This window comes from Ruegeria sp. B32 (assembly GCF_025141855.1).
GTDB lineage: Bacteria > Pseudomonadota > Alphaproteobacteria > Rhodobacterales > Rhodobacteraceae > Ruegeria > Ruegeria arenilitoris.
This window is the reverse complement of sequence record NZ_CP081106.1, coordinates 1028856-1046808: the sequence shown is the minus strand read 5'-3', so window position 1 is coordinate 1046808 and position 17953 is coordinate 1028856. Positions and strand designations below refer to the sequence as shown.

General features: G+C 55.2%; 19 protein-coding genes. 8 read left to right on the top strand and 11 right to left on the bottom strand.

Annotated elements, in window-relative coordinates; all coding sequences use genetic code 11:
- Positions 1–3 precede the first annotated feature (3 nt).
- Positions 4–1620, top strand: a complete 1617-nt coding sequence (locus K3752_RS05425; protein ID WP_093964963.1) for a hypothetical protein — start codon at positions 4–6, stop codon at positions 1618–1620.
- On the opposite strand, the gene K3752_RS05420 is transcribed toward K3752_RS05425, so the two are convergent.
- A complete protein-coding gene (locus K3752_RS05420) occupies positions 1621–3210 on the bottom strand; it encodes a trypsin-like peptidase domain-containing protein (protein ID WP_093964962.1) in 1590 nt (529 codons plus the stop codon).
- A gap of 219 nt (positions 3211–3429) precedes the next feature.
- On the bottom strand, positions 3430–3933 hold the full coding sequence (locus K3752_RS05415) for an Hsp20/alpha crystallin family protein (protein ID WP_093964961.1): 504 nt from the start codon (positions 3931–3933) through the stop codon (positions 3430–3432).
- A 278-nt stretch (positions 3934–4211) separates the two neighbouring features.
- On the opposite strand from K3752_RS05415, the gene K3752_RS05410 reads away from it, so the two are divergent.
- Positions 4212–5516: a ferric reductase-like transmembrane domain-containing protein gene (locus K3752_RS05410; RefSeq protein WP_093964960.1), complete on the top strand. Its 1305-nt coding sequence runs from the start codon at positions 4212–4214 to the stop codon at positions 5514–5516.
- A 336-nt stretch (positions 5517–5852) separates the two neighbouring features.
- Positions 5853–6419: a flavodoxin domain-containing protein gene (locus tag K3752_RS05405; protein WP_260065398.1), complete on the top strand. Its 567-nt coding sequence runs from the start codon at positions 5853–5855 to the stop codon at positions 6417–6419.
- A 78-nt stretch (positions 6420–6497) separates the two neighbouring features.
- On the opposite strand, the gene K3752_RS05400 is transcribed toward K3752_RS05405, so the two are convergent.
- The gene (locus K3752_RS05400) at positions 6498–7343 is read right to left on the bottom strand and encodes a universal stress protein (RefSeq protein WP_170370237.1); all 846 of its coding nucleotides are present in this window, start codon (positions 7341–7343) and stop codon (positions 6498–6500) included.
- 43 nt (positions 7344–7386) lie between these two features.
- On the bottom strand, positions 7387–7809 hold the full coding sequence (locus K3752_RS05395; protein WP_260065396.1) for an ester cyclase: 423 nt from the start codon (positions 7807–7809) through the stop codon (positions 7387–7389).
- Positions 7810–8392: 583 nt separating this feature from the next.
- Between K3752_RS05395 and K3752_RS05385 the strand changes: the two genes are divergently transcribed.
- The 4 genes from K3752_RS05385 (at position 8393) to K3752_RS05370 (ending at position 10634) form a co-directional block, all read left to right on the top strand.
- On the top strand, positions 8393–8908 hold the full coding sequence (locus K3752_RS05385) for a DUF805 domain-containing protein (RefSeq protein ID WP_093964957.1): 516 nt from the start codon (positions 8393–8395) through the stop codon (positions 8906–8908).
- A 73-nt stretch (positions 8909–8981) separates the two neighbouring features.
- Positions 8982–9752, top strand: a complete 771-nt coding sequence (locus tag K3752_RS05380; RefSeq protein ID WP_260065393.1) for a hypothetical protein — start codon at positions 8982–8984, stop codon at positions 9750–9752.
- Positions 9753–9780: 28 nt separating this feature from the next.
- On the top strand, positions 9781–10302 hold the full coding sequence (locus K3752_RS05375; protein ID WP_260065391.1) for a hypothetical protein: 522 nt from the start codon (positions 9781–9783) through the stop codon (positions 10300–10302).
- Positions 10303–10307: 5 nt separating this feature from the next.
- Positions 10308–10634, top strand: coding sequence for a hypothetical protein (locus K3752_RS05370; RefSeq protein ID WP_260065389.1), 327 nt, complete (start codon positions 10308–10310; stop codon positions 10632–10634).
- A 64-nt stretch (positions 10635–10698) separates the two neighbouring features.
- Here the strand turns inward: K3752_RS05370 and K3752_RS05365 are convergent, their stop codons facing one another.
- The 6 genes from K3752_RS05365 to K3752_RS05340 form a co-directional block, all read right to left on the bottom strand.
- A complete protein-coding gene (locus K3752_RS05365; protein WP_260065387.1) occupies positions 10699–11160 on the bottom strand; it encodes a hypothetical protein in 462 nt (153 codons plus the stop codon).
- Between the two features lie 264 nt (positions 11161–11424).
- The gene (locus K3752_RS05360; protein ID WP_217358689.1) at positions 11425–11595 is read right to left on the bottom strand and encodes a hypothetical protein; all 171 of its coding nucleotides are present in this window, start codon (positions 11593–11595) and stop codon (positions 11425–11427) included.
- A gap of 330 nt (positions 11596–11925) precedes the next feature.
- Positions 11926–12549, bottom strand: a complete 624-nt coding sequence (locus K3752_RS05355) for a hypothetical protein (protein WP_093964952.1) — start codon at positions 12547–12549, stop codon at positions 11926–11928.
- 18 nt (positions 12550–12567) lie between these two features.
- Positions 12568–12882: a hypothetical protein gene (locus K3752_RS05350; protein ID WP_093964951.1), complete on the bottom strand. Its 315-nt coding sequence runs from the start codon at positions 12880–12882 to the stop codon at positions 12568–12570.
- A gap of 343 nt (positions 12883–13225) precedes the next feature.
- Positions 13226–13765 (bottom strand): hypothetical protein, encoded by a 540-nt coding sequence (locus K3752_RS05345; protein ID WP_254445162.1) that lies wholly within the window; start codon positions 13763–13765, stop codon positions 13226–13228.
- 338 nt (positions 13766–14103) lie between these two features.
- Positions 14104–14808 carry an IS6 family transposase gene (locus tag K3752_RS05340; protein ID WP_260065381.1) on the bottom strand — a complete coding sequence of 235 codons (705 nt, stop codon included), beginning with the start codon at positions 14806–14808 and terminating at the stop codon, positions 14104–14106.
- 159 nt (positions 14809–14967) lie between these two features.
- Between K3752_RS05340 and gltS the strand changes: the two genes are divergently transcribed.
- Positions 14968–16197, top strand: coding sequence for a sodium/glutamate symporter (gene gltS, locus K3752_RS05335; protein ID WP_170340515.1), 1230 nt, complete (start codon positions 14968–14970; stop codon positions 16195–16197).
- Positions 16198–16268: 71 nt separating this feature from the next.
- Here the strand turns inward: gltS and K3752_RS05330 are convergent, their stop codons facing one another.
- Positions 16269–17936, bottom strand: a complete 1668-nt coding sequence (locus tag K3752_RS05330; RefSeq protein ID WP_260065379.1) for a complex I subunit 5 family protein — start codon at positions 17934–17936, stop codon at positions 16269–16271.
- Positions 17937–17953 lie beyond the last annotated feature (17 nt).

Below are 17953 nucleotides of genomic sequence, written 5' to 3'. Positions count from 1 at the left end.
CATATGACGACTGACCAAACTTCCATAGGATCAAAACTTTCGGCCTGGTGGCATAGAACGTTTGTGGATCTGGTTCAGCAGCTGCAATGGTCCTATCTGCCACCACTGATGGTCTATTTTGCGGCCGGCGTGTCCGGCCTGACCTCGGTCGTTGGTGCTTTTTTCCTAAAAGACTACCTCGATTTATCCGCCTCTTTCGTTGCAGGGCTAGCATTTTGGGCTGGTATCCCGTGGATACTAAAAATGCCGCTTGGTCATGTCGTGGACCTGTTTTGGCGCTGGAAGTCCCTGCTGATCTTGTTCGGCGCGTCCTTGATCACGTTGTCTTTGCTCACCATGTACGGGCTCGTGACCGCACCTGCGCAGATGTCCAGTTTCATGCCGCTGGAAGACTGGTATGTTGTTGCCTTGCTCTTGGCGCCTTCGGGCTATGCCATTCAGGACGTTGTTGCCGACGCCATGACGGTTGAGGCGGTGCCGAAGGTTGACCAGCACGGCCTACCATTTTCGCCTGAAGAAACCCGTGCTCAACACACGACGATGCAAACCTTGGGCAGAGTTTCCATTATTTCTGGGTTTGCCGCTGTTGCGGCTGTAAACATCTGGATTTTCTCTGGAACAGAGGATCTGCAAAAATCCGATCGCCTTGCGCTTTATGGCCAGGTGTACCTGATAGCTCTGGCCATCCCTGTGTTATCCGTCAGCGGTGTCGTTCTTCACAGCTTGATCCAGCGTCAGCGTATAAGATCGGGCGACCCGCCCTACGCGCCGGATGAAGTCACCGAAGTCAAATGGTCCATATTGCTGGGCGGCTTCGCATTCGTTGTGCTTAGCATCGTTTTGGGAACCGCCGATTTCGAGTTTGCGCAAGAAACAGTCTTTGCGGTTTCTCTAACGGTGATCCTGTACCTTATGTCGCGCCTGTTGAAAGAGCTGGAACCAGCACAAGCCAGAGCCCTGATCGGGACAGCGACAATCATTTTTGTGTTTCGCGCTGTGCCGCTATCAGGACCAGGCCTGACTTGGTTTGAAATCGATGAACTGGGGTTCGATGAGCAATTCTTGGCAATCCTGGCATTGTTGACCTCGCTGCTGGCCTTGCTCGGGTTAATTGTTCTGCGGCCATTCATGGCCAACCGTTCGATTGCGCACGTAGTGGTACTGTTGACTATTGCGGCGGGCGTGCTCGCGCTGCCCAACCTTGCCCTCTATTACGGTGTGCATGAATGGACGGCGGCGCATACCGGTGGTGTTGTCGACGCAAGATTTATTGCCATCCTCGACACTGCTGTTGAATCGCCGCTTGGACAGATTGCCATGGTCCCGATGTTGGCTTGGATTGCACGCAATGCCCCTGTTCAGTTGAAAGCGACCTTTTTTGCGGTGATGGCATCATTCACAAACATGGCTTTGTCGGCGAGCAGCCTCAGCACCAAATACCTCAACCAAATATACGTCGTCACACGCGCCGTCACATATCCAGAGACCGGTGAGGTCACGTCTGCCGCGGACTACAGTCAACTTGGATACTTGCTGATCTCCGTAGCCGTGATCTCGGTGATCGTTCCACTGGCCACAGTGTTTTTCGTTCAAAACTCGCGCTTCCGAACGAGTGAATGATCACTGGCTTTCAACCTCTCTCAGCAGAGCTCTGAGATGTGAAACCGGGACGCCGATGTTTGAGCCACCAAACTCGGGCAGGATCGCAGCATTGATCGCAACGACCTCGCCCCGCCGATTCAATGCTGGCCCCCCGCTCCCACCGGTCGTGGTCTCGGCGTCATAAACGATGGCGCTCTCACTTGTTCGTGCAACGATCCCCCGGCTTGCGAGTGGGTGAATCTTGCTTTGAGTAGAAAGCCGGGACGCGATCGACCAAAAGTTCAGCGTTCCTTCTGCCTCCAGTTCCTCTAGAAAGCCCGGACCGGCCTGCGCGATCAAAGCTTTCAAACCCGTTGGATATCCCAACAGAAAAAGCTCTTCACCGACGCGCGACGTGGCATCCGCCAACGGAATTCCGAGGTCTTGAACGCTTGGCTCAACTGCCAAAATCGCCAAGTCTGCTGCTTCGCTGAACCGAACCAAACGCGCCTCTATTGGTTCCGTTTGATCAGGCAAATAGGCCAACAGCCTCAACATTTCAGGCTCAAGGCCAGCGTCGCTCAACGCCTTCTCTCGGTTCCCCGAAGTCCAGGGCAAAGCGACATGGCGGTTGGTGGCCATCAACGGTACCCCAGCAATCAAAAAGCCGGTTCCGGTGAATTGAAATTCTGCAGGTTCGCCGGTCCCGTCCGGTTCGATCCAAGGTTGGCCGAATGGGGTTTTCAGGTTTTCTCCATTCGGTCCCAATACATGCCGCAATATCTTCCCGCTTTCCACGTGGCGCAGTCCATAAGCCCCCTGAAGGAAAGCGACGGACCGGGTCGAGGCAGCGATCACCCGCGTGGGGGCTCCGGCCCGCTGCTCCAAGGTTCCAAGACGCTGCTCGGTCGACAGAACCTGGTTCTTAAAAGCTTCACGCAAAGAAGCCAAGTCATCAGGCGTAAGTGCATCTTCTCGCGTCTGGGCGAGCATAATCGCGACCGCTTCGATCTTGCGGGACTCCTGTTCAATACTATCCGCCAAGCGCCGGTCGTTTTGGTAAAGCAGGTACCCAAACCCCGCGATCACAAGAAGCGTCGCAAGTACTGTGATCCTGAACAGTATCGTGGTCTGAGACGCAAGCCGCCGCCCGCTGTCGCGCAGGGCACCAGACATCTTTTTAGCGAAGGGTCGACGGCTCGTTCGGGTGTAAGCATAGGCGTCACTGAGGATATCTTCGACTGTGTGGTGCGCGGGAAATGAGTGATCGCACAACCTGTATCGAGACATTGGGCCCTTTTCGCCGAACTCGATCATATCGCCATGCCTCAGAAGCGCCGATGAGGCTTTTTGTCCGTTCACCCATACATTGCGCCCTGCTGACGCGGCTATCGTGTAACCGTCGTCAGCCCACTTTAAGGTGGCAATATCGTTGTCATGCGGAGGCAGGTCGTCTTTAGGTCGAAGGCTTAACACCCTGCCATCGTTAACAGAAACGGTCAGGGCTTTATCGACCAGCCAGTTCACGTAGCCGCGCGATGGTCCGGTCAGGCTCTCCAGAAAGGCCCGCACCTCACCTTCACCAGCATGTCCTGAGGGTGTCATGCCACTCTCTTCTGGTTTTCGCATTGTGGCCCCCTACCCAAACGCGTGAGGGCATTCTACCACGCTTAAACGCCAAACCCATGGCCTGGTACGAATGTACAAAAAACACATTTGTACAGGTGCTTGCGGTGCCTGCGCGGATTCAACCAAAGACACTTATCAGGCCGCAACTCTAAGAAGGTCGATCCACGATCGACCCTCTGCTTTGCTCTTTTCAAGCACGGTATCGAGCCACCAGACCGTCTATTTCGACGATACCTTGATCTTACGGCTTGGGTCCTGAGGCTCAATCTTCGGCATTTCTATATGCAGAACGCCCTTGTCGAACGTCGCTGAAATCTTGTCGATTTCTACAGTATCTGGCAGCGACATGGCTCTTGAAAAGCTGCCATAGCTTCTTTCGCTGACACGAAGATCGCCCGTTTCATCATGCGCAATCTTCTTCTGACCGCGCAGGATTAGCCTGCGATTCTTGATTTCAATTTCCACATCATCTTCTTCGAGCCCCGGCAATTCAGCCGTCAGGACAATCGCAGAATCCGTTTCTTGGACATCGATTGCCGGTGAAATCGCACCCGTCATATCAAGGGACGGAAAACCCGTGCGTTGCGCAGCCGTTTCCATCGGCAGGAAGGGTGATCCTTCCCCAAGAAAACGCGACATCAGGGTTTCCATTTCACGCCGAAAGTTGTCAGAGAGCGGATGCATTCCAGTGAAAAGTTGCGGGGACTTTTTGTCTTCTAACATTTTGAGCCTCCTCCATTGGCCTGATTTCACGCGCGCAACATTATGACAGGAAAAGCGGTCAAGGATCTTGATCTTGCGCAAGCATGCAACCTCAGGATCAGCCAGACCGAACGCGGCGGCTGAACGAACAGAAACGGGAAACTTCGTTCACTAAACTTGCCTCGTCGTGGTGAAGTTAACACCATTCTCAGTAGTCTTGATCGGAATCCCAGGTCAGCTTAGCGTTTATTTTGAATGAGCCCGAGCTGCCTAGCTTTAGCACAGTGGAGCAAAACTGTATGAAATGGCCTTATCTGGCGCTGATTTACGTTTTGCTGATCTTGGCTCCCTTGGGTTTTTCTTGGTCCTTGGGGTGGCCACCACGATCATTTAATCAAGAGCTCGCGTCCGGGCTTGGGATGCTGGCTTTTTCAATAATCTTAGTCGAGTTCCTGCTGTCTGGGCGGTTCAGGTTCATCTCTTCCGGTCTGGGTATGGATGTAACCATGCGGGTGCATCAGTTGATGGCGCGTACAGCACTCGGCTTTGCGCTGATACACCCGCTTCTCTATCAGGGTACGCCTTCGGGCGGACGCCGCCCGTGGGATGAAACAAACCAACTTACGATTTCCACCGACTTTTCTACGCTGGTATCGGGCATCGGCGCATATCTATTTCTGTTCATTTTGGTCGCCTCGGCAATTGCCCGCAAATCCCTTGATTACAAATACGAAACATGGCGCCTCTTACACGGGCTGGGAGCCTTGGTGATCGCATGCCTGTTGTTGCATCACACGGTCTATGCTGGGCGCTACGGTGGGCATCCGCTACTAACCTATCTCTGGCTTGCCCTAACCAGTATTGCAGTTGGAACTTTGCTGTATGTCTATCTCGTTCGCCCTTTACGTCAGAGGAAGAGACAGTGGCGCGTCACGTCTGTGTCTCGACTAACACCGAAGCAATGGGAGTTGCGCGTCGTTCCAGATGGTCACAACGGACTAAACTTCGAAGCAGGGCAATTTGCTTGGCTAAACGTCGGCCACAGTGTTTTTTCGCTGCATGAGAACCCATTCTCGATTAGTTCGGCACCAGCCGAAGGCCCCGAAGTTTCATTCATGATAAAGGAGCTTGGGGATTTCACATGCGGCCTCAGACAGATCGCTCCGCAAACCACGGCCTATCTGGATGCCCCGCACGGAAATCTATCGATCAGCCACCGAACTGAGAAAGGCATTGTTCTGATCGCAGGTGGTGTCGGGATCGCGCCCATGTTGAGCATTGTGCGTCAGGTACGGTTGAGTGGAACACAGTACGAGCTCAAGCTTATCTATGGCAACCGGGTGGAGGAGCAGATTGCTTTTCGCCAGGAGTTGTCCAAAGAAGAAACAGTATTTGTTCTATCCGAGCCGCCAGAGGATTGGTCCGGAGAGACAGGCTTGATCGACGGTCATCTGTTGGACCGCAATTTGTCTTCTGAACAATTTGAAAGCTGGCTTTTTGTTCTCTGCGGCCCCCCTGCCATGATGGACACGGTCGAAGATCATCTGATTGAGCGGGGCACCGCGTCACACCGGATTTTGTCTGAAAGGTTTGACTATGATTAGACTGCTCAGAAACCTGCCCGCACGCCAACAAGTAAAACTCGCAGTTTGGTTGATCAGTATTTCAATCTTCGTCGCTGTCTTGGCCTTTTGCTTAAGGTAGAAAGCTAGACCGCCAGGGGTTGGCTAGCTTCAAGGCTGCCGGCCGAAAAGGCAGGTATTCTTGGAGATGGATGCCGTCACGAACTTCCCAATAAACATGCTCCGCGTGGACAGCATGAGCATACCGCAACGATCCAGATATGCCCCCATGAAACGCCTTTGATGGAGATCAAGGGCAACGCACGTCACTTATTCATAATAAGCAATCTATTCAGACCGATTTTTGGGAGGATCGGAATGACTTTACTCATCGCCTTCGCCACGGTCGAAGGCCAAACAGCAAAGATTGCGCGCTTCATCACCGATCTCGCGAAGAATGCCGGTTTCGATGCAAAGCTGATCAATACCGATGAAACGCCCAGCCACGTTTCACTTGACGAAGTGGTCAAGGTTATTCTCCTGGCCCCTGTCCACGAGCGTAAGCACCCCAAGTCATTCGAAGCATTTGTCGCTTCAAATAGACATGCCTTAATGAAGCGAAAGTCTCTCGTGCTTTCCGTCGGTCAAAAAGCTGCTTTCGCGTCAGGTCGAGAAGAAGCACTCGACTATCTTGACGAAATGCTTCTTCGAACAGGTTTTGAACCAAATGCGACGGCTTTGATCGCAGGCGCGGTGAGGCCCGAAAACTACGGGTATTTTGAGAGGGAGATTCTTCAGCGCGTCGTCTTGCTCGGTCGAAAAATCGATCCACGAGAAGGGGCAAGGGAGTTTACTGACTGGGATGAACTCACGTTAATTGTGATAGAGTTCCTTGGCGAAAACGGGCGGGCAAACACGCTTCAACCTCAAGCGAGTACCCAATAACAACTGGCTGTTCCCGTATTAACCGATGAACGTATAGAGCTACCTATACCAGCAAATCACAGTCGCCAGTTCTCTTCATCAGTGCCCGAACAGCACTGGCAACCTTGTCTGCTCCAACATTGCTTGTGTCGTTCCCCCAAATACCGACTGACGCAAATGGGAATGCCCGTAAGCGCCCATAACAACGAGGTCGGCCCCCAATTCTCTTGCGCGTTCCTGAATGCAGTGTTCAATTGAATTCCCGCCGCACCGAAACTGCGACACGGTCACAGTGCAACCGTGATGGCTGAGCCATCCAGCTAGGTCGGTTCCGGGCGCTTGACCTTCTACGTCATCAGGCGACGGCAAATCAAAACACCCAATCACAACTTCGTTGGCCGCCAGAAGAATGGGTAAAGCTAAATGCGCAACCCTAGACGCAGGCAGGCTATCATTCCATGCCAAAAAAATGCAGTCGCGTTGGGCAAACGGATCTCCATTTATCATCAGGCCTACCGGCGAATGGAACAATACTCCGTACGCGATCTTATGAAACAAATCGGGGTCTTTTCGCAACTCAGCGTCTAGAAAGGCGATATCAGAGCGATTGGCTTGGCCAGCCACAAGATGCTTCAACTCTGCTCCAGATCCCATAAAGGCAATTACATTTGCAGATACGCCTTGCCCTACCAGAAGCGCTTCAACTTCTGTGGCGCGGGACTTCAAGGCGGCATTTTTTCCGTTAAGAACATCCAACCAGTTTGAGGGAAGACCCGCCTCAACGAACCTGTTTGATCCATACTTTAGGTACGGCAGGTTGGGTAAGTCCGCGATCAACACGCAATTCAAGTGAATGTTGTGGTTACAAGCAGTTTCAGCGCATTCCAAAATCGACGCGTCGTCAGCATCAACTCCTACATAATATGCCACTGTTTTGTGTTGCATTCCCGACCTCCGTCCGGAATTTCAATTCGCCCAAAGGCCGTGCTCACGGATTAAACCTACGAAGAGACAGTGTTGTTGGTCGCTCTTCTTGTTTCGGCAGCATGAAAAACTCTTCCAGCACAATCTTGCCTTCCGCCACCGAATACACCGCGATCTCGCGCAGGGTCATACGCTCACCCGTGGCCTTCTGAACGACCTCGGCTCTGAAGCGCACTCCAAAGCGGTTGGGTGGGTGGACGTAGGGGCCATCCACTTCTAGTTCTTGGATTTCATGCGATGCCAACCAATCCTCTCTTTTTCCCTTGATGGCTTCTCGCCCCTTTGAAACGCGGAATTGTCGAACCGGAGGCACGACTGCCTCTATCGACTGTGCGTTTTCGGCATACATTTCATCAACACTTGCAAGGCCCCTGCGCTCACGCATGGCCTGGGCGAATGATCTTCCGATTTCGATCAACTCTTCCATGAGCCCCCCCTGAATTACCATTGACAGTACCACGTCTTGCCCGCGCCAATCTTGACAAGGATCAATAAGAATATCGATGGATACTGTGAGGCCGGTTCGAACAAGTCTCAGCTAGGCCAACAGACATGTCGCTTATAGCGCGCCAAGTTCGCGCCACTCGGCAAGAGCGGCGGCGCCGTGACAACTTGAAGGTGTCTCGGTTGGGAAGGGATCGCCCCAGGCTGAAGTGATTGGAGACGGAGGAGTGAACGGCGACGAGCTTCTGCAAACTTCGCATCCGCCTTAACCGCTGCATCGTATGTCGCGAAAGGTTGTTTTGTCCGCAGACTAGCCGTTGGGGCACCGCGTAGCGGAGGTCTGCTAACCGCCCATAGAGACAGCTGCAGCGCCGTTCGCCAATGAGCTATACGGGCTCGATGCGGTCGCTCAGCCAAATTCATTGAACGACTGCATTGCGGACACTAGCTGCCGTTCGCCTCAGCGCAGCAATATTCCGACAGACACATGACCCATTGACCAATGCTTGTGTTACGTTTCCTCTTGGCAGAACATATGTGGCAACGTTTTCAGGGAATGAACAAACATGAGTTTTGTTGAAGCAATAAAGACGTGCCTCACAAAATACTTCGTTTTTTCCGGGCGCGCGGCGCGGTCAGAGTACTGGTGGTTTGTGTTGTTCGTGGTCCTCGTCAGCATTGTTTTGGCAATCATCGACGCCTCTCTATTCGGCGTGAACCCTGAAACTGGAGAGAGTAGCCAAGTCTTAACTCCGATCTTCCAACTTGCAGTTGTCGTGCCCATGCTGGCCGCCGGATGGCGGCGTTTGCATGACACTGGAAGACCAGGCTGGTACTTGCTCTTGCCTGCAGCGCTCAGCATCGCAACCATGTTCATGCTGTTCAGTGGCATCGCTGTATTTTCAGTCCTCGAGCAAGGGGCTGACGACCCTGAAGCATTGAGGGGCCCAGCGGCTCTACTTGGCGTCACAGGTTTGATGGTTGTGGGAGTTCTTCAACTGATACTCTCTGTGCTGATGATCTGGTGGCTAAGCCGACCGTCACAGGAAGGTGAAAATGAATATGGTGCACCCGCAGCTTGAACTTATGACGTGGATCATCAGTGCTTTCGCGGCAGAATGACGAAACATGGCTTAGTTGCCTAGGAGGTTACTTATGAAGAGACATCTAGTCGCCGGCACGGTCCTCACAATCATGATGTCATCACCTGCCATGGCTGAGTGGAACTTCAGTGGGCCGCCGAACGCCAACGCCTTCATTCAGACCGGCGACATGACTCTGGAGTTGCAGTGCGACCGTGTCCGTTTCGCGCCAGCAGGTTATGACGACTCGCAGGATATTGTCTCCAGGCAGGGCCTGTCCTTTCGGTTCATGAAGGATGGTTCGACCGAGGTAGGTGCGTTTCAGGCAGGATCAGTGAATGCGGATATCTCGCTCGTCGACAACTATCCTGTTGAGGTCCGTTTCTTCGATCAGGGCGACTATGTTTTCGTTTTGGATCAGATTGCGCAGAACGCCGTTCTGAACCTTTCGATGGCTGACCAGGATGTCTCTTATGGTATCTTCACGCTCAAAGGATCTTCCGCGGCGGTAAGATCCCTGCGCGCGGCCTGCGGCTCTAACGCGTCGACATCTCAGAGCATGGAGGCGCCAGAAGGCATTGTGTATTGCGGTGGCGGTGCCGTGCAGAGGGTCATCGAATACGCCATCGTGGGTCAACCCGGCGAGCAGTGGGATGCTATCGTGACCGTCAATGGTGAGACAGTTCGGGCGATGACTTCATATAGCTTCTTCGGAAATTCTGAACCACCAGCAGGCTTCCAGGTGGCGCTCCTGGGTGAAGATCGGTCAGAGTTCCTCGTCTTCAGCGATGGGGGCCGGAACTGGATCGAGTTTGGCGATTACACCTACGATCAGTGCAACTGAGGCACACGGAAGGGCTGGAGACACGAACATGGGTAGCCAACTGGTTGGAAATGGCAATCGCGCCGGCGCTGGGGTTTTGGCGGTTGCTCTCTGTGCTCTTTCCGTGGCCTTCTATACGCCCTCGGCGCACGCGCAGGATTTGTCCGGGCTGCCCACACAGCTTCTTGAAAGAGTAGAGGCCGCGCAGCAGGCATGTTCGGATATGGAGAACGGGCAGTTCGCCCTTGAATTGGGAGCCATCCACCGCGTCGATCTCGATGGAGACATCGAGCGGGACTGGGTTCTGGACGAGGCGGGTTTTGCCTGTTCCACCGCTGTGTCGCTCTATTGCGGGACAGGCGGTTGCATGTCTCACTTCTTGGTCGAGGAACATTTGTTCTCGCTTCTCAATCAAGGATGGGACATGGCGAACATCGGCCCATTCCGCGTGCTTTTGGCGGATGTGCATGGCTCGCAATGTGGTGGGATCAACCCAACGCCCTGCATCGTGGCCAGTGTTTGGGATTCAGATGAAATGGTCTGGCGCAGCACGGGTGCAGAGTGGGAGTAGAATATATGGAAAGGCGCCTCGAAAAGATCATGCGTGCCATATGTGCCTGCGCTTTGGCGCTGACGGTGACGGGATGCGTCGAAACCGCTCAAGAGGTAGCGATCAGCGAACCCGACCCGGAACTGAACTTCGTTCGCGGTTACCGAAGTGTTGCGGACGAGTGCCAGCTTGTCGGCGAAACGGCGTTTACTGGCGATTTGCTCGACGGTTCGGCCGATCTTGTGGCCTGTCCGACGGGAAGTGCAGCAATGGCAAGCCTAATGGCGGAAACGGGAGCGCCCGTAATCACCCAAACCAACAGCTTCTCGTTCTTCAGCATTCCCTACCGCTGAACCACATGCTTGCCCTTGACTTTGAATGGTCCTCTCTGTCGATGAGTTCAGGACAACTGCCGGACTACTCCGTAACATCCATCGAGAAGAAGTACGTCGCGCACAACGCTTGACCGGCAATGCCTGCAGGCGGTTCCATGCCAGTAAACATCGCTACGCCAAGGTAGGTAAACCCGGAGCTGTCCTCACTCCAGGTTGCCATATACGTGACTGGTTGGTCGCCACAAAGCGTGTTTCCCTGCCTTAGTGGGCCTGCATCGCCTGATACACGAAACACCTGAGCAACAGGCACGTCGCCAGACGCACCCCAATTGCCTGAACTCTTGGGGTCATGAACTTCGAGATCAAGAAACCTGCCGGTCTCGAAGACCATCCGCTTGGTGGACAAGATTACTGGCCCGGTAATCGCCATTGCCGTTTCGCTGGAAAGATCGAAAGCCTTTGAATCCTCAAAGAGCGGTTGGGATGATGCTGGACCTATCAATATCCACATTGCGATTAGCAGCATCAGGATCGATCGACACATTTGGTTCTCCATTGTGCGAAGTTGTTTGAAAACTTTAAAACACCTGTTTGCTATGCCATCGAATGCAGCGAGTGTCTCTGCCCATGGTTTCGAATGCTGCGCGCGCGATCAAGATCCGAGAAGGGCTCGGTGCGGTCATTGGCAGGTTTTTTTTAAGAATGTCTACTTTGCCGACTTTGCGGTCTGTCAGAAAAGGGAAAGAACCCGTGCGAGTTTTCCTGCCTTCGAACGTTAAGTGTCAGCGAGGTTCAAACGGCGCAGCGATCAGGCCGATGGCCAGATAAGGTTCAAGATCAAAACGACGATGAAAATGATCGGAAAGAAAATCAACGCTTGTTGAACTTTTGAACGGTTCTCAAACCAACCCATACTTCTTACAGCCCAATATGCGCCACCACACAAAAGACCCGTGACAATCGCGTGCAACCAATCCATTAGCAGTCCTCCGCAGGCAGCATAGTCACATCAGAGTAGCGACCATCCGCCGTTGTTATCCGCGCGCAAGCGCCAGTATCACGGTTAAACCAGAATGACGTGAGACCCTCGGAGCGGATCAACTCGTACCCGAGGTTCTGTATGCCCATCTCCGCTTGGCCGGCACGTGCTCCTTCGAATGCAGTCAAATCGCTTGAACTGCCAATAGCAGGTTGGCCCGGTTCGGTAGAAGTGCTTGGAGTATCACATGCGACAAGGCCAAGTGCTGCAAATCCAGCCACAAAGGGAACAAATGACTTCATTGGATTTCCTGCTTGTTGAACTCGGTGGCTACTCGATGCCGATACCAATATCAAAGGTGACCGGTTGCGCCCCGGCGTTTAGGACCTCGACCACATGATCGCCAGACTGCCAAAGTTGGCCTCGATAAGGGGTATCAGAAGAGATCAGGTCTAGAAGGAGCGAGCCATCCGGGTTGAAAATTTTGTAGTCCAACGCGCCACCGTGGGAACCCACGTCCACGCGCATGAACTGACCATCTGCTGCGCCGAGCACGTAGCTCACTGATGTATTCGGGTTCAAAGTGCCCGACATCGCTGCGCCGCTGGTACCTGCCGCGAATTGGACCCGTTGGGTACCTGAAACTACGGGTAAACCGCCGGACCCCGCCATTGCGCCTTGGCCGTCATCGGCGGCCTGCGCGACGCTGAGTTCAGCGACTTGACCGTCGTTGGACACAAGACATCTCCAGACTGTCTCGCCTTTGTCTTGCAGCATGACGAGCGAATTTGCTTCGGAAAACTCTGTAGACAGAACAGTGCCGCTTTGTCCGTCCGGCCCACCCACAGAACGCAATTGGTCGATGCAACTGTCAATCGCGTCCTGTCCGACGTCAGCGGCCGAGGCGAACGTCGGCGAGATACAAAGAGACAAAGCCAGAACCTTTGATCGCATAACTAAACTCTCCTGGTATTAATTAGACACCGCCGCGTCGCGCAGTTGCTGCAATACGGCATCACATTCGCTGGCCGCTCCGACGATCGCATCCCCGTTTTCTTCCGCGTCCGGGGTCAGTTCTCTCAGGTTAGTGACAGCACGGTTAAAAACTTGATCGACCTGTTCTTCTGTCAGAAGGCCCTCCTGTTGCGCTGCATTTGCAATCCCACAAACACCGGCTGAAAGCCCGGTAGCGATGCCCATTCCAGCGCCACTGCCGATGCCCAGCATCCCGCCACCAATACCGCCCACAAGCAGCCCTATAACCAGTCCCAAAATCAGTTTACCCATTTGTTTTGTTTCCTAATGCTCTGAGGTTTGTCACCATTACAGAGGCTAATTTGCTCTATTCTTTTTCCTGCATAATCTCACCAAAATCACCAAATTCACCGACGGCGCCAGTATTGCTAACAGTGGCCTGACGGTCTCCGGCGCAAATTCAATTGCAAGAACCCACGGTAGGCCCAAGGGTAGCAGAAATAGCCCAGACAAGGGATCTCTTGGCTGTTCAAACCAGCCGAAGGTTCCTGTCATAAAGATGAAACTCGCGCCTGCCCACAGCAATATGAAAACCCAAATCGCGGCTTTGCACAGCATCAGTCATCGCAACGTTCCAGCAAGCTATTTCGCAAAACTAGAGCGTTCCTTCGTTAGTAAGCGACATTATACCGTCTGTGGAGCCGTCACTGTAAGCGATGCACTGCCATGGCGCGCGGTCCGGTCCGACGCCGACGCGCACAAACGTCCCGGCTTCAGAGAACTCCGAACCGAGCAGTGCCACATCCGGATTGTTGGTTGTCGCAGTGACATCACGCAAGCAAGCTTGCTCCGCCGCGTTTGGTGCCGCCGACGTAGCACTGGTTGTGCTACCTTCATCACAAGCGGTGAGAAGTGCAACCGCTGGAAAAGCCAAAAGAAAGTTTTTCATAATGTACCCTGTTTCACGTTGACCTAGGAAAGCGCCGAGGCGCTTTCTCCGGGATCTTAATTTTGTCCCATATTCAACAATACGGTATTCACTTGGTTGGTCAAATTTTTGCGATTTGAATACGCTACCTAATTCAGTCCAATCAAATTGTGTCCGCTTCGGGGTCAGGGCAAACGTTCGATGCGTAGTAGGGCCATAGGCCGGATAAACGGCAGCTTCGGGCTCAAAGCCGTCATCCGACGGCATTAGCGATTAGACCGGTTTGTGGTTGCGAGCGGTTATTGGGGCCGCTCTCAGGATTGGTCCGACTTCGGCCCTCCCAGTACTATTCAACGAGTTTTCAAGCTCAACTCCGAGATCCTACCGTCGCCTGACCCTCTCTCGATTACGCTCCCGACGTTCGATGTTGATCCGGTGGTCGCGGCCCAATGCCCGGTAGAAGCCCGGTCCCTTGGACCAGTTCAGAAAGTGGGCAAAGCTGTCGACCTGATCGTCGTTGCGTCCGCGTGGAAAGGACTGAAGCTCCCGTTTGGTGCTGTCAGACCAATTCGAACCAGTCTCTGCCAGGACAGGGTCACTGCCTCTTATCCAGCGCAGAGTCCGCGCCATTCGGCGAGAGCGGCGGCGCGGTTCAACTTGAACTGGGGTCTGCTGGAGAGGCTGCGCTCGTGATTGAAATGGTTTGTGACGGAGGCATGGACGGAGGCGAACTTCTGTAGACTTCGCATGCGCCGGAACCTGAGCATCGCTCGCTCCCGTCGTCGGAAAGGCAGGTGTGAGTTCTCCGCTCGGTTGTTGAGCCAGCGACCTGTCTCCTGCCGGTCGCCTGCTCCGAGTTCCTTCAGAGCGGCGCCATAGGACCGGAGCTTGTCCGTCACGATTGCCTCGGGACGACCGTGCTTGCGCATTGCTTTCTTGAGAAATTTGAGCGCCGCCTTCTTGTCTCGTGTCTTCGTCACGAAGCTTTCCAGCACCTCGCCCTCGTGATCAACAGCCCGCCAGAGGTAGTGACGCTCACCGTTGATCTTCACGAACATTTCGTCGAGGTGCCAGCGCCACCGGCTGGATTTTTTCTCTCCGATCCGGCGTTTTCGGATCTCCGAGGCGAACATCGGACCGAACCTGTGCCACCAATATCGGACCGTTTCGTGGCTCACATCGACACCCCTTTCATGAAGGAGATCTTCGACATTCCTGAGCGAGAGCGGAAAACGGACGTAGAGCATCACCGCCAAGCGGATGATCTCCGGGCTAGTTTTGAAGTACTTGAAGGGACGGGATCTGGTCATGCAGGGACGCTAGCCAGCGGCCTGCCCTGCCTCAAGATAAGTTCCTCTGACACTACCTGAATGTGCCCTTCCAACAATACCGTTGCAATGATCCAACCCGCGGCCCTACGGTGGCGGCAACTAATCCGTTCAGCAATTTCGTGCTCGGGGGCACAGCTCATGGTCGAACCGATCGAGGTACACAGTTTCATTGCCATGACGCTCGGCATAGTCGTCTACTTTCTTGGAGCACAGCTGTCCGACCGGTTTCCGATCCTGCGAAAGTACTCTATCCCCGAACCGGTATCTGGCGGATTGCTTGCTGCGATTCTGACGCTTGTCGTTGTGACTGCGACCGGGCGCGAGGTGATTTACGACCTGGATGCGCGTGACTCCTTGCTGGTCTACTTCTTTACCACCATCGGGCTGAACGCGAAGTTTTCGGATCTGGTCAAGGGCGGCCCGCTGCTCGGCATCATGCTTCTTCTGACGATTGGCTACATGGTCGTTCAAAATGGCATCGGCGTTTTGGGCGCGTCGATCTTTGGCCTGCACTCGCAGGCTGGTGTCATGATGGGAACGACATCACTGATAGGCGGCCATGGCACCGCGATCGCGTGGGGCCCAGTGGTAGAGCAGCAATACGCGGTGGCGGGCGCCGCCGAACTGGGCATCGCCGCCGCGACGGTCGGTTTGATTCTGGCAAGCCTGCTCGGCGGCCCCATCGCCAACTACCTGATCAGCCGCGACAAGCTGGAACCGAGCACCGAGGAGCGCGCCGCCGCAGCTGGAGAAGAAAGCGCGGCTGAAAACGCCAGCACTGCCTCCTTCGGTGGCCCTACGAACCCCGGCCTGATGAGAGCCATCCTTTGGTTGCACATCTCCATTGTGATCGGCTTTGTCGCGGATGAAGCGCTGGACGCGGCGGGTTTGAAGCTGCCGTTGTTTGTGCCCTGCCTTCTTTCCGGCATCGTCATCGCCAATCTCGCTCCAAAACTGTTGCCGCGCATCAAGACACCTACCGGAACCGCGTCGCTGCAGCTGTTGCAGGACTTTTCACTGGCTGTCTTCCTGTCCATGTCGCTGATGAGCATGCAACTCTGGACCCTGGCGGGCTCGGCCGGTGTTCTGGCCTTCACGATGCTTCTGCAGACTGCCGCCGCTGCCCTGTTCATCGTTTTCGTTGTCTACCGAATGATGGGACGGAACTACTTTGCCGGCGTCATCTCGGCCGGGTTTGCCGGCTTCGCCCTCGGCGCAACGCCGACGGCGATCGCGAACATGACGGCGGTCACGCAGAAGTATGGCCCCTCGCCTCTGGCCTTCATCGTGCTGCCGCTGGTGTCGGCCTTTTTTGTGGACGTCGCCAATGCCTTCATCATCCAGGGGTTCCTTTCGGTTCTACCCTGATCCTGCGCATCACCGGAACGGTGCAAGAACTGCGGCGGGCGGACTTGCGCGGCGGTATCTGCAAATGACGTTCAGAAAGCGGCGGGCACGTCCGAACGGAACGCCAAGGACAGAAAAAGCACGGCGATGGTCAGAAGAAACACAACCCCGGCAATGGGCCAGTCCCGCAGTCGCAGTTCGCCTTGATGCAGCACCCGGGCAAGCGCAGCGCCAGAGCACCACAGAAAGGCTTCGAACGCGCGCAGGATGTCGCGCGGCTGTCCTCCTTCCGGGGATGAAACGTGGCGCCACAAAAGGTTCCAGAGTATCACCGACAAGAGCACGCCCAGAATGGGCGGCCAGACTGACGGCCATACCTTTCCAGGCGACAGCGTCTCGACTCTGGCTTCACCGGCCAGTGGCAACAGCCAGATCAGGGATCCCGCGGCCAATTGTAGAGCTACCCAAGGCACCCACAGCCCCGGCTTTGGGGTATGGTCTTTCTTCAAAGATACTTGCAGATTGACCAGATAGCGCGCCATCAGAACCGTTGTGCCCACTGCGGCAAGCGACATGAGCGGACCAAGCCAAACGTACCACGAGGACACTACAGCTGCCCCTTTGAGGGCCGTTTTTGCCACGGCACCACTGGTCAGGGGCAACCCCGACAAGGCCGCGGCGGGCAACAGCAAGGTCAGGAAAACCGGGCCACGCCATCTGCCGGCATGATGCGCCATGCCGACGCCCAGAAACAGGGTCCCTTTGGCAAGACCGTGGTGGACGGCATACAAAAGCGCCGCCACGATCGCCATCGGCGCAGCGTCCGGAACGGCCAGCGCGATACCGATAGGAATGGTGATCAGCCCCAACTGCGAAATGCTCGAATAGGCCAGAACGGCCTTGGGGTTGTCCTTGGTCGAACCGACCAGGGCGCCGTAGAACGCCGCGGCCAAACCGGCGATGACAACCGCAATCCCCCAGTGCGGCGCGGCAACCGCTCCGATCGGCAGGAACCGCAACCACCCCAGCAATCCCGCCTTGATCATCGCGCCGCTGAGAACGGCGCTGGCGGGTATCGGCGCCGCGGGATGTGCCAGCGGCAACCAGAAATGTAAGGGCAAGGCACCCGCCTTTATCCCGAAACTGACCAGCACAAGTGCGATCACAAGGTTCGAAGCCGCCGGATCGCGGTAAGGCAGTTCCGTGAAGCCGGCGCCCGTGATCTTGATGACCGCAACGAAAAGAAGGGTCTCGCCCAGAATGGCGAGCGCGATGTAGACCCGCGCGGCGCGCCGGGCCTCGGCGCTGCCATCGTGGACAACAAGCCCGAACGAGCTGACCCCCATCACCGCGAACAGGACAAAGAAGCTGGCTGGGTCCAGGCAGATGTTGAGGCCAAGGCTTCCAGACATCGCTGTCAGGTAGAAAGCTGTGAACCGCCCGCGCCGGGGATCGTCGGCCAGGTAACGTGATCCGAACAGGCCTGCCAACAGCCACAGCAAGCTGGTGAACAAAAGGAAGGTTTGGCTGGTCTGGTCCATGCCAAAACGTGCGCCATCGAGCAGCACGGGAACGCTGACGGTAGTGCCCAATGGCACCAGGAATGCCGAGGCAAGCGCCGGAAGCGCGGCCGAGGCGGCCAGTCTTAGGCAAAGCCCGCGACAGGCCGGCAGCGCAAGCCCGGCGGCAAGCAAAAGCGGCAGCAACGGCACAGCAAGCAGAATTGCAGAATGGACCGATACGGGGGCAAGCTGGGTCATCGGCTGCCCCCTGGTTG

What these genes read in the sequence shown, in the direction of transcription:
- K3752_RS05425 (WP_093964963.1), top strand. Translation starts at nt 4, where the DNA reads ATGACGACTGACCAAACTTCCATAGGATCAAAACTTTCGGCCTGGTGG.
- K3752_RS05420 (WP_093964962.1), bottom strand. Translation starts at nt 3,210, where the DNA reads ATGCGAAAACCAGAAGAGAGTGGCATGACACCCTCAGGACATGCTGGT.
- K3752_RS05415 (WP_093964961.1), bottom strand. Translation starts at nt 3,933, where the DNA reads ATGTTAGAAGACAAAAAGTCCCCGCAACTTTTCACTGGAATGCATCCG.
- K3752_RS05410 (WP_093964960.1), top strand. Translation starts at nt 4,212, where the DNA reads ATGAAATGGCCTTATCTGGCGCTGATTTACGTTTTGCTGATCTTGGCT.
- K3752_RS05405 (WP_260065398.1), top strand. Translation starts at nt 5,853, where the DNA reads ATGACTTTACTCATCGCCTTCGCCACGGTCGAAGGCCAAACAGCAAAG.
- K3752_RS05400 (WP_170370237.1), bottom strand. Translation starts at nt 7,343, where the DNA reads ATGCAACACAAAACAGTGGCATATTATGTAGGAGTTGATGCTGACGAC.
- K3752_RS05395 (WP_260065396.1), bottom strand. Translation starts at nt 7,809, where the DNA reads ATGGAAGAGTTGATCGAAATCGGAAGATCATTCGCCCAGGCCATGCGT.
- K3752_RS05385 (WP_093964957.1), top strand. Translation starts at nt 8,393, where the DNA reads ATGAGTTTTGTTGAAGCAATAAAGACGTGCCTCACAAAATACTTCGTT.
- K3752_RS05380 (WP_260065393.1), top strand. Translation starts at nt 8,982, where the DNA reads ATGAAGAGACATCTAGTCGCCGGCACGGTCCTCACAATCATGATGTCA.
- K3752_RS05375 (WP_260065391.1), top strand. Translation starts at nt 9,781, where the DNA reads ATGGGTAGCCAACTGGTTGGAAATGGCAATCGCGCCGGCGCTGGGGTT.
- K3752_RS05370 (WP_260065389.1), top strand. Translation starts at nt 10,308, where the DNA reads ATGGAAAGGCGCCTCGAAAAGATCATGCGTGCCATATGTGCCTGCGCT.
- K3752_RS05365 (WP_260065387.1), bottom strand. Translation starts at nt 11,160, where the DNA reads ATGTGTCGATCGATCCTGATGCTGCTAATCGCAATGTGGATATTGATA.
- K3752_RS05360 (WP_217358689.1), bottom strand. Translation starts at nt 11,595, where the DNA reads ATGGATTGGTTGCACGCGATTGTCACGGGTCTTTTGTGTGGTGGCGCA.
- K3752_RS05355 (WP_093964952.1), bottom strand. Translation starts at nt 12,549, where the DNA reads ATGCGATCAAAGGTTCTGGCTTTGTCTCTTTGTATCTCGCCGACGTTC.
- K3752_RS05350 (WP_093964951.1), bottom strand. Translation starts at nt 12,882, where the DNA reads ATGGGTAAACTGATTTTGGGACTGGTTATAGGGCTGCTTGTGGGCGGT.
- K3752_RS05345 (WP_254445162.1), bottom strand. Translation starts at nt 13,765, where the DNA reads ATGCCGTCGGATGACGGCTTTGAGCCCGAAGCTGCCGTTTATCCGGCC.
- K3752_RS05340 (WP_260065381.1), bottom strand. Translation starts at nt 14,808, where the DNA reads ATGACCAGATCCCGTCCCTTCAAGTACTTCAAAACTAGCCCGGAGATC.
- gltS (WP_170340515.1), top strand. Translation starts at nt 14,968, where the DNA reads ATGGTCGAACCGATCGAGGTACACAGTTTCATTGCCATGACGCTCGGC.
- K3752_RS05330 (WP_260065379.1), bottom strand. Translation starts at nt 17,936, where the DNA reads ATGACCCAGCTTGCCCCCGTATCGGTCCATTCTGCAATTCTGCTTGCT.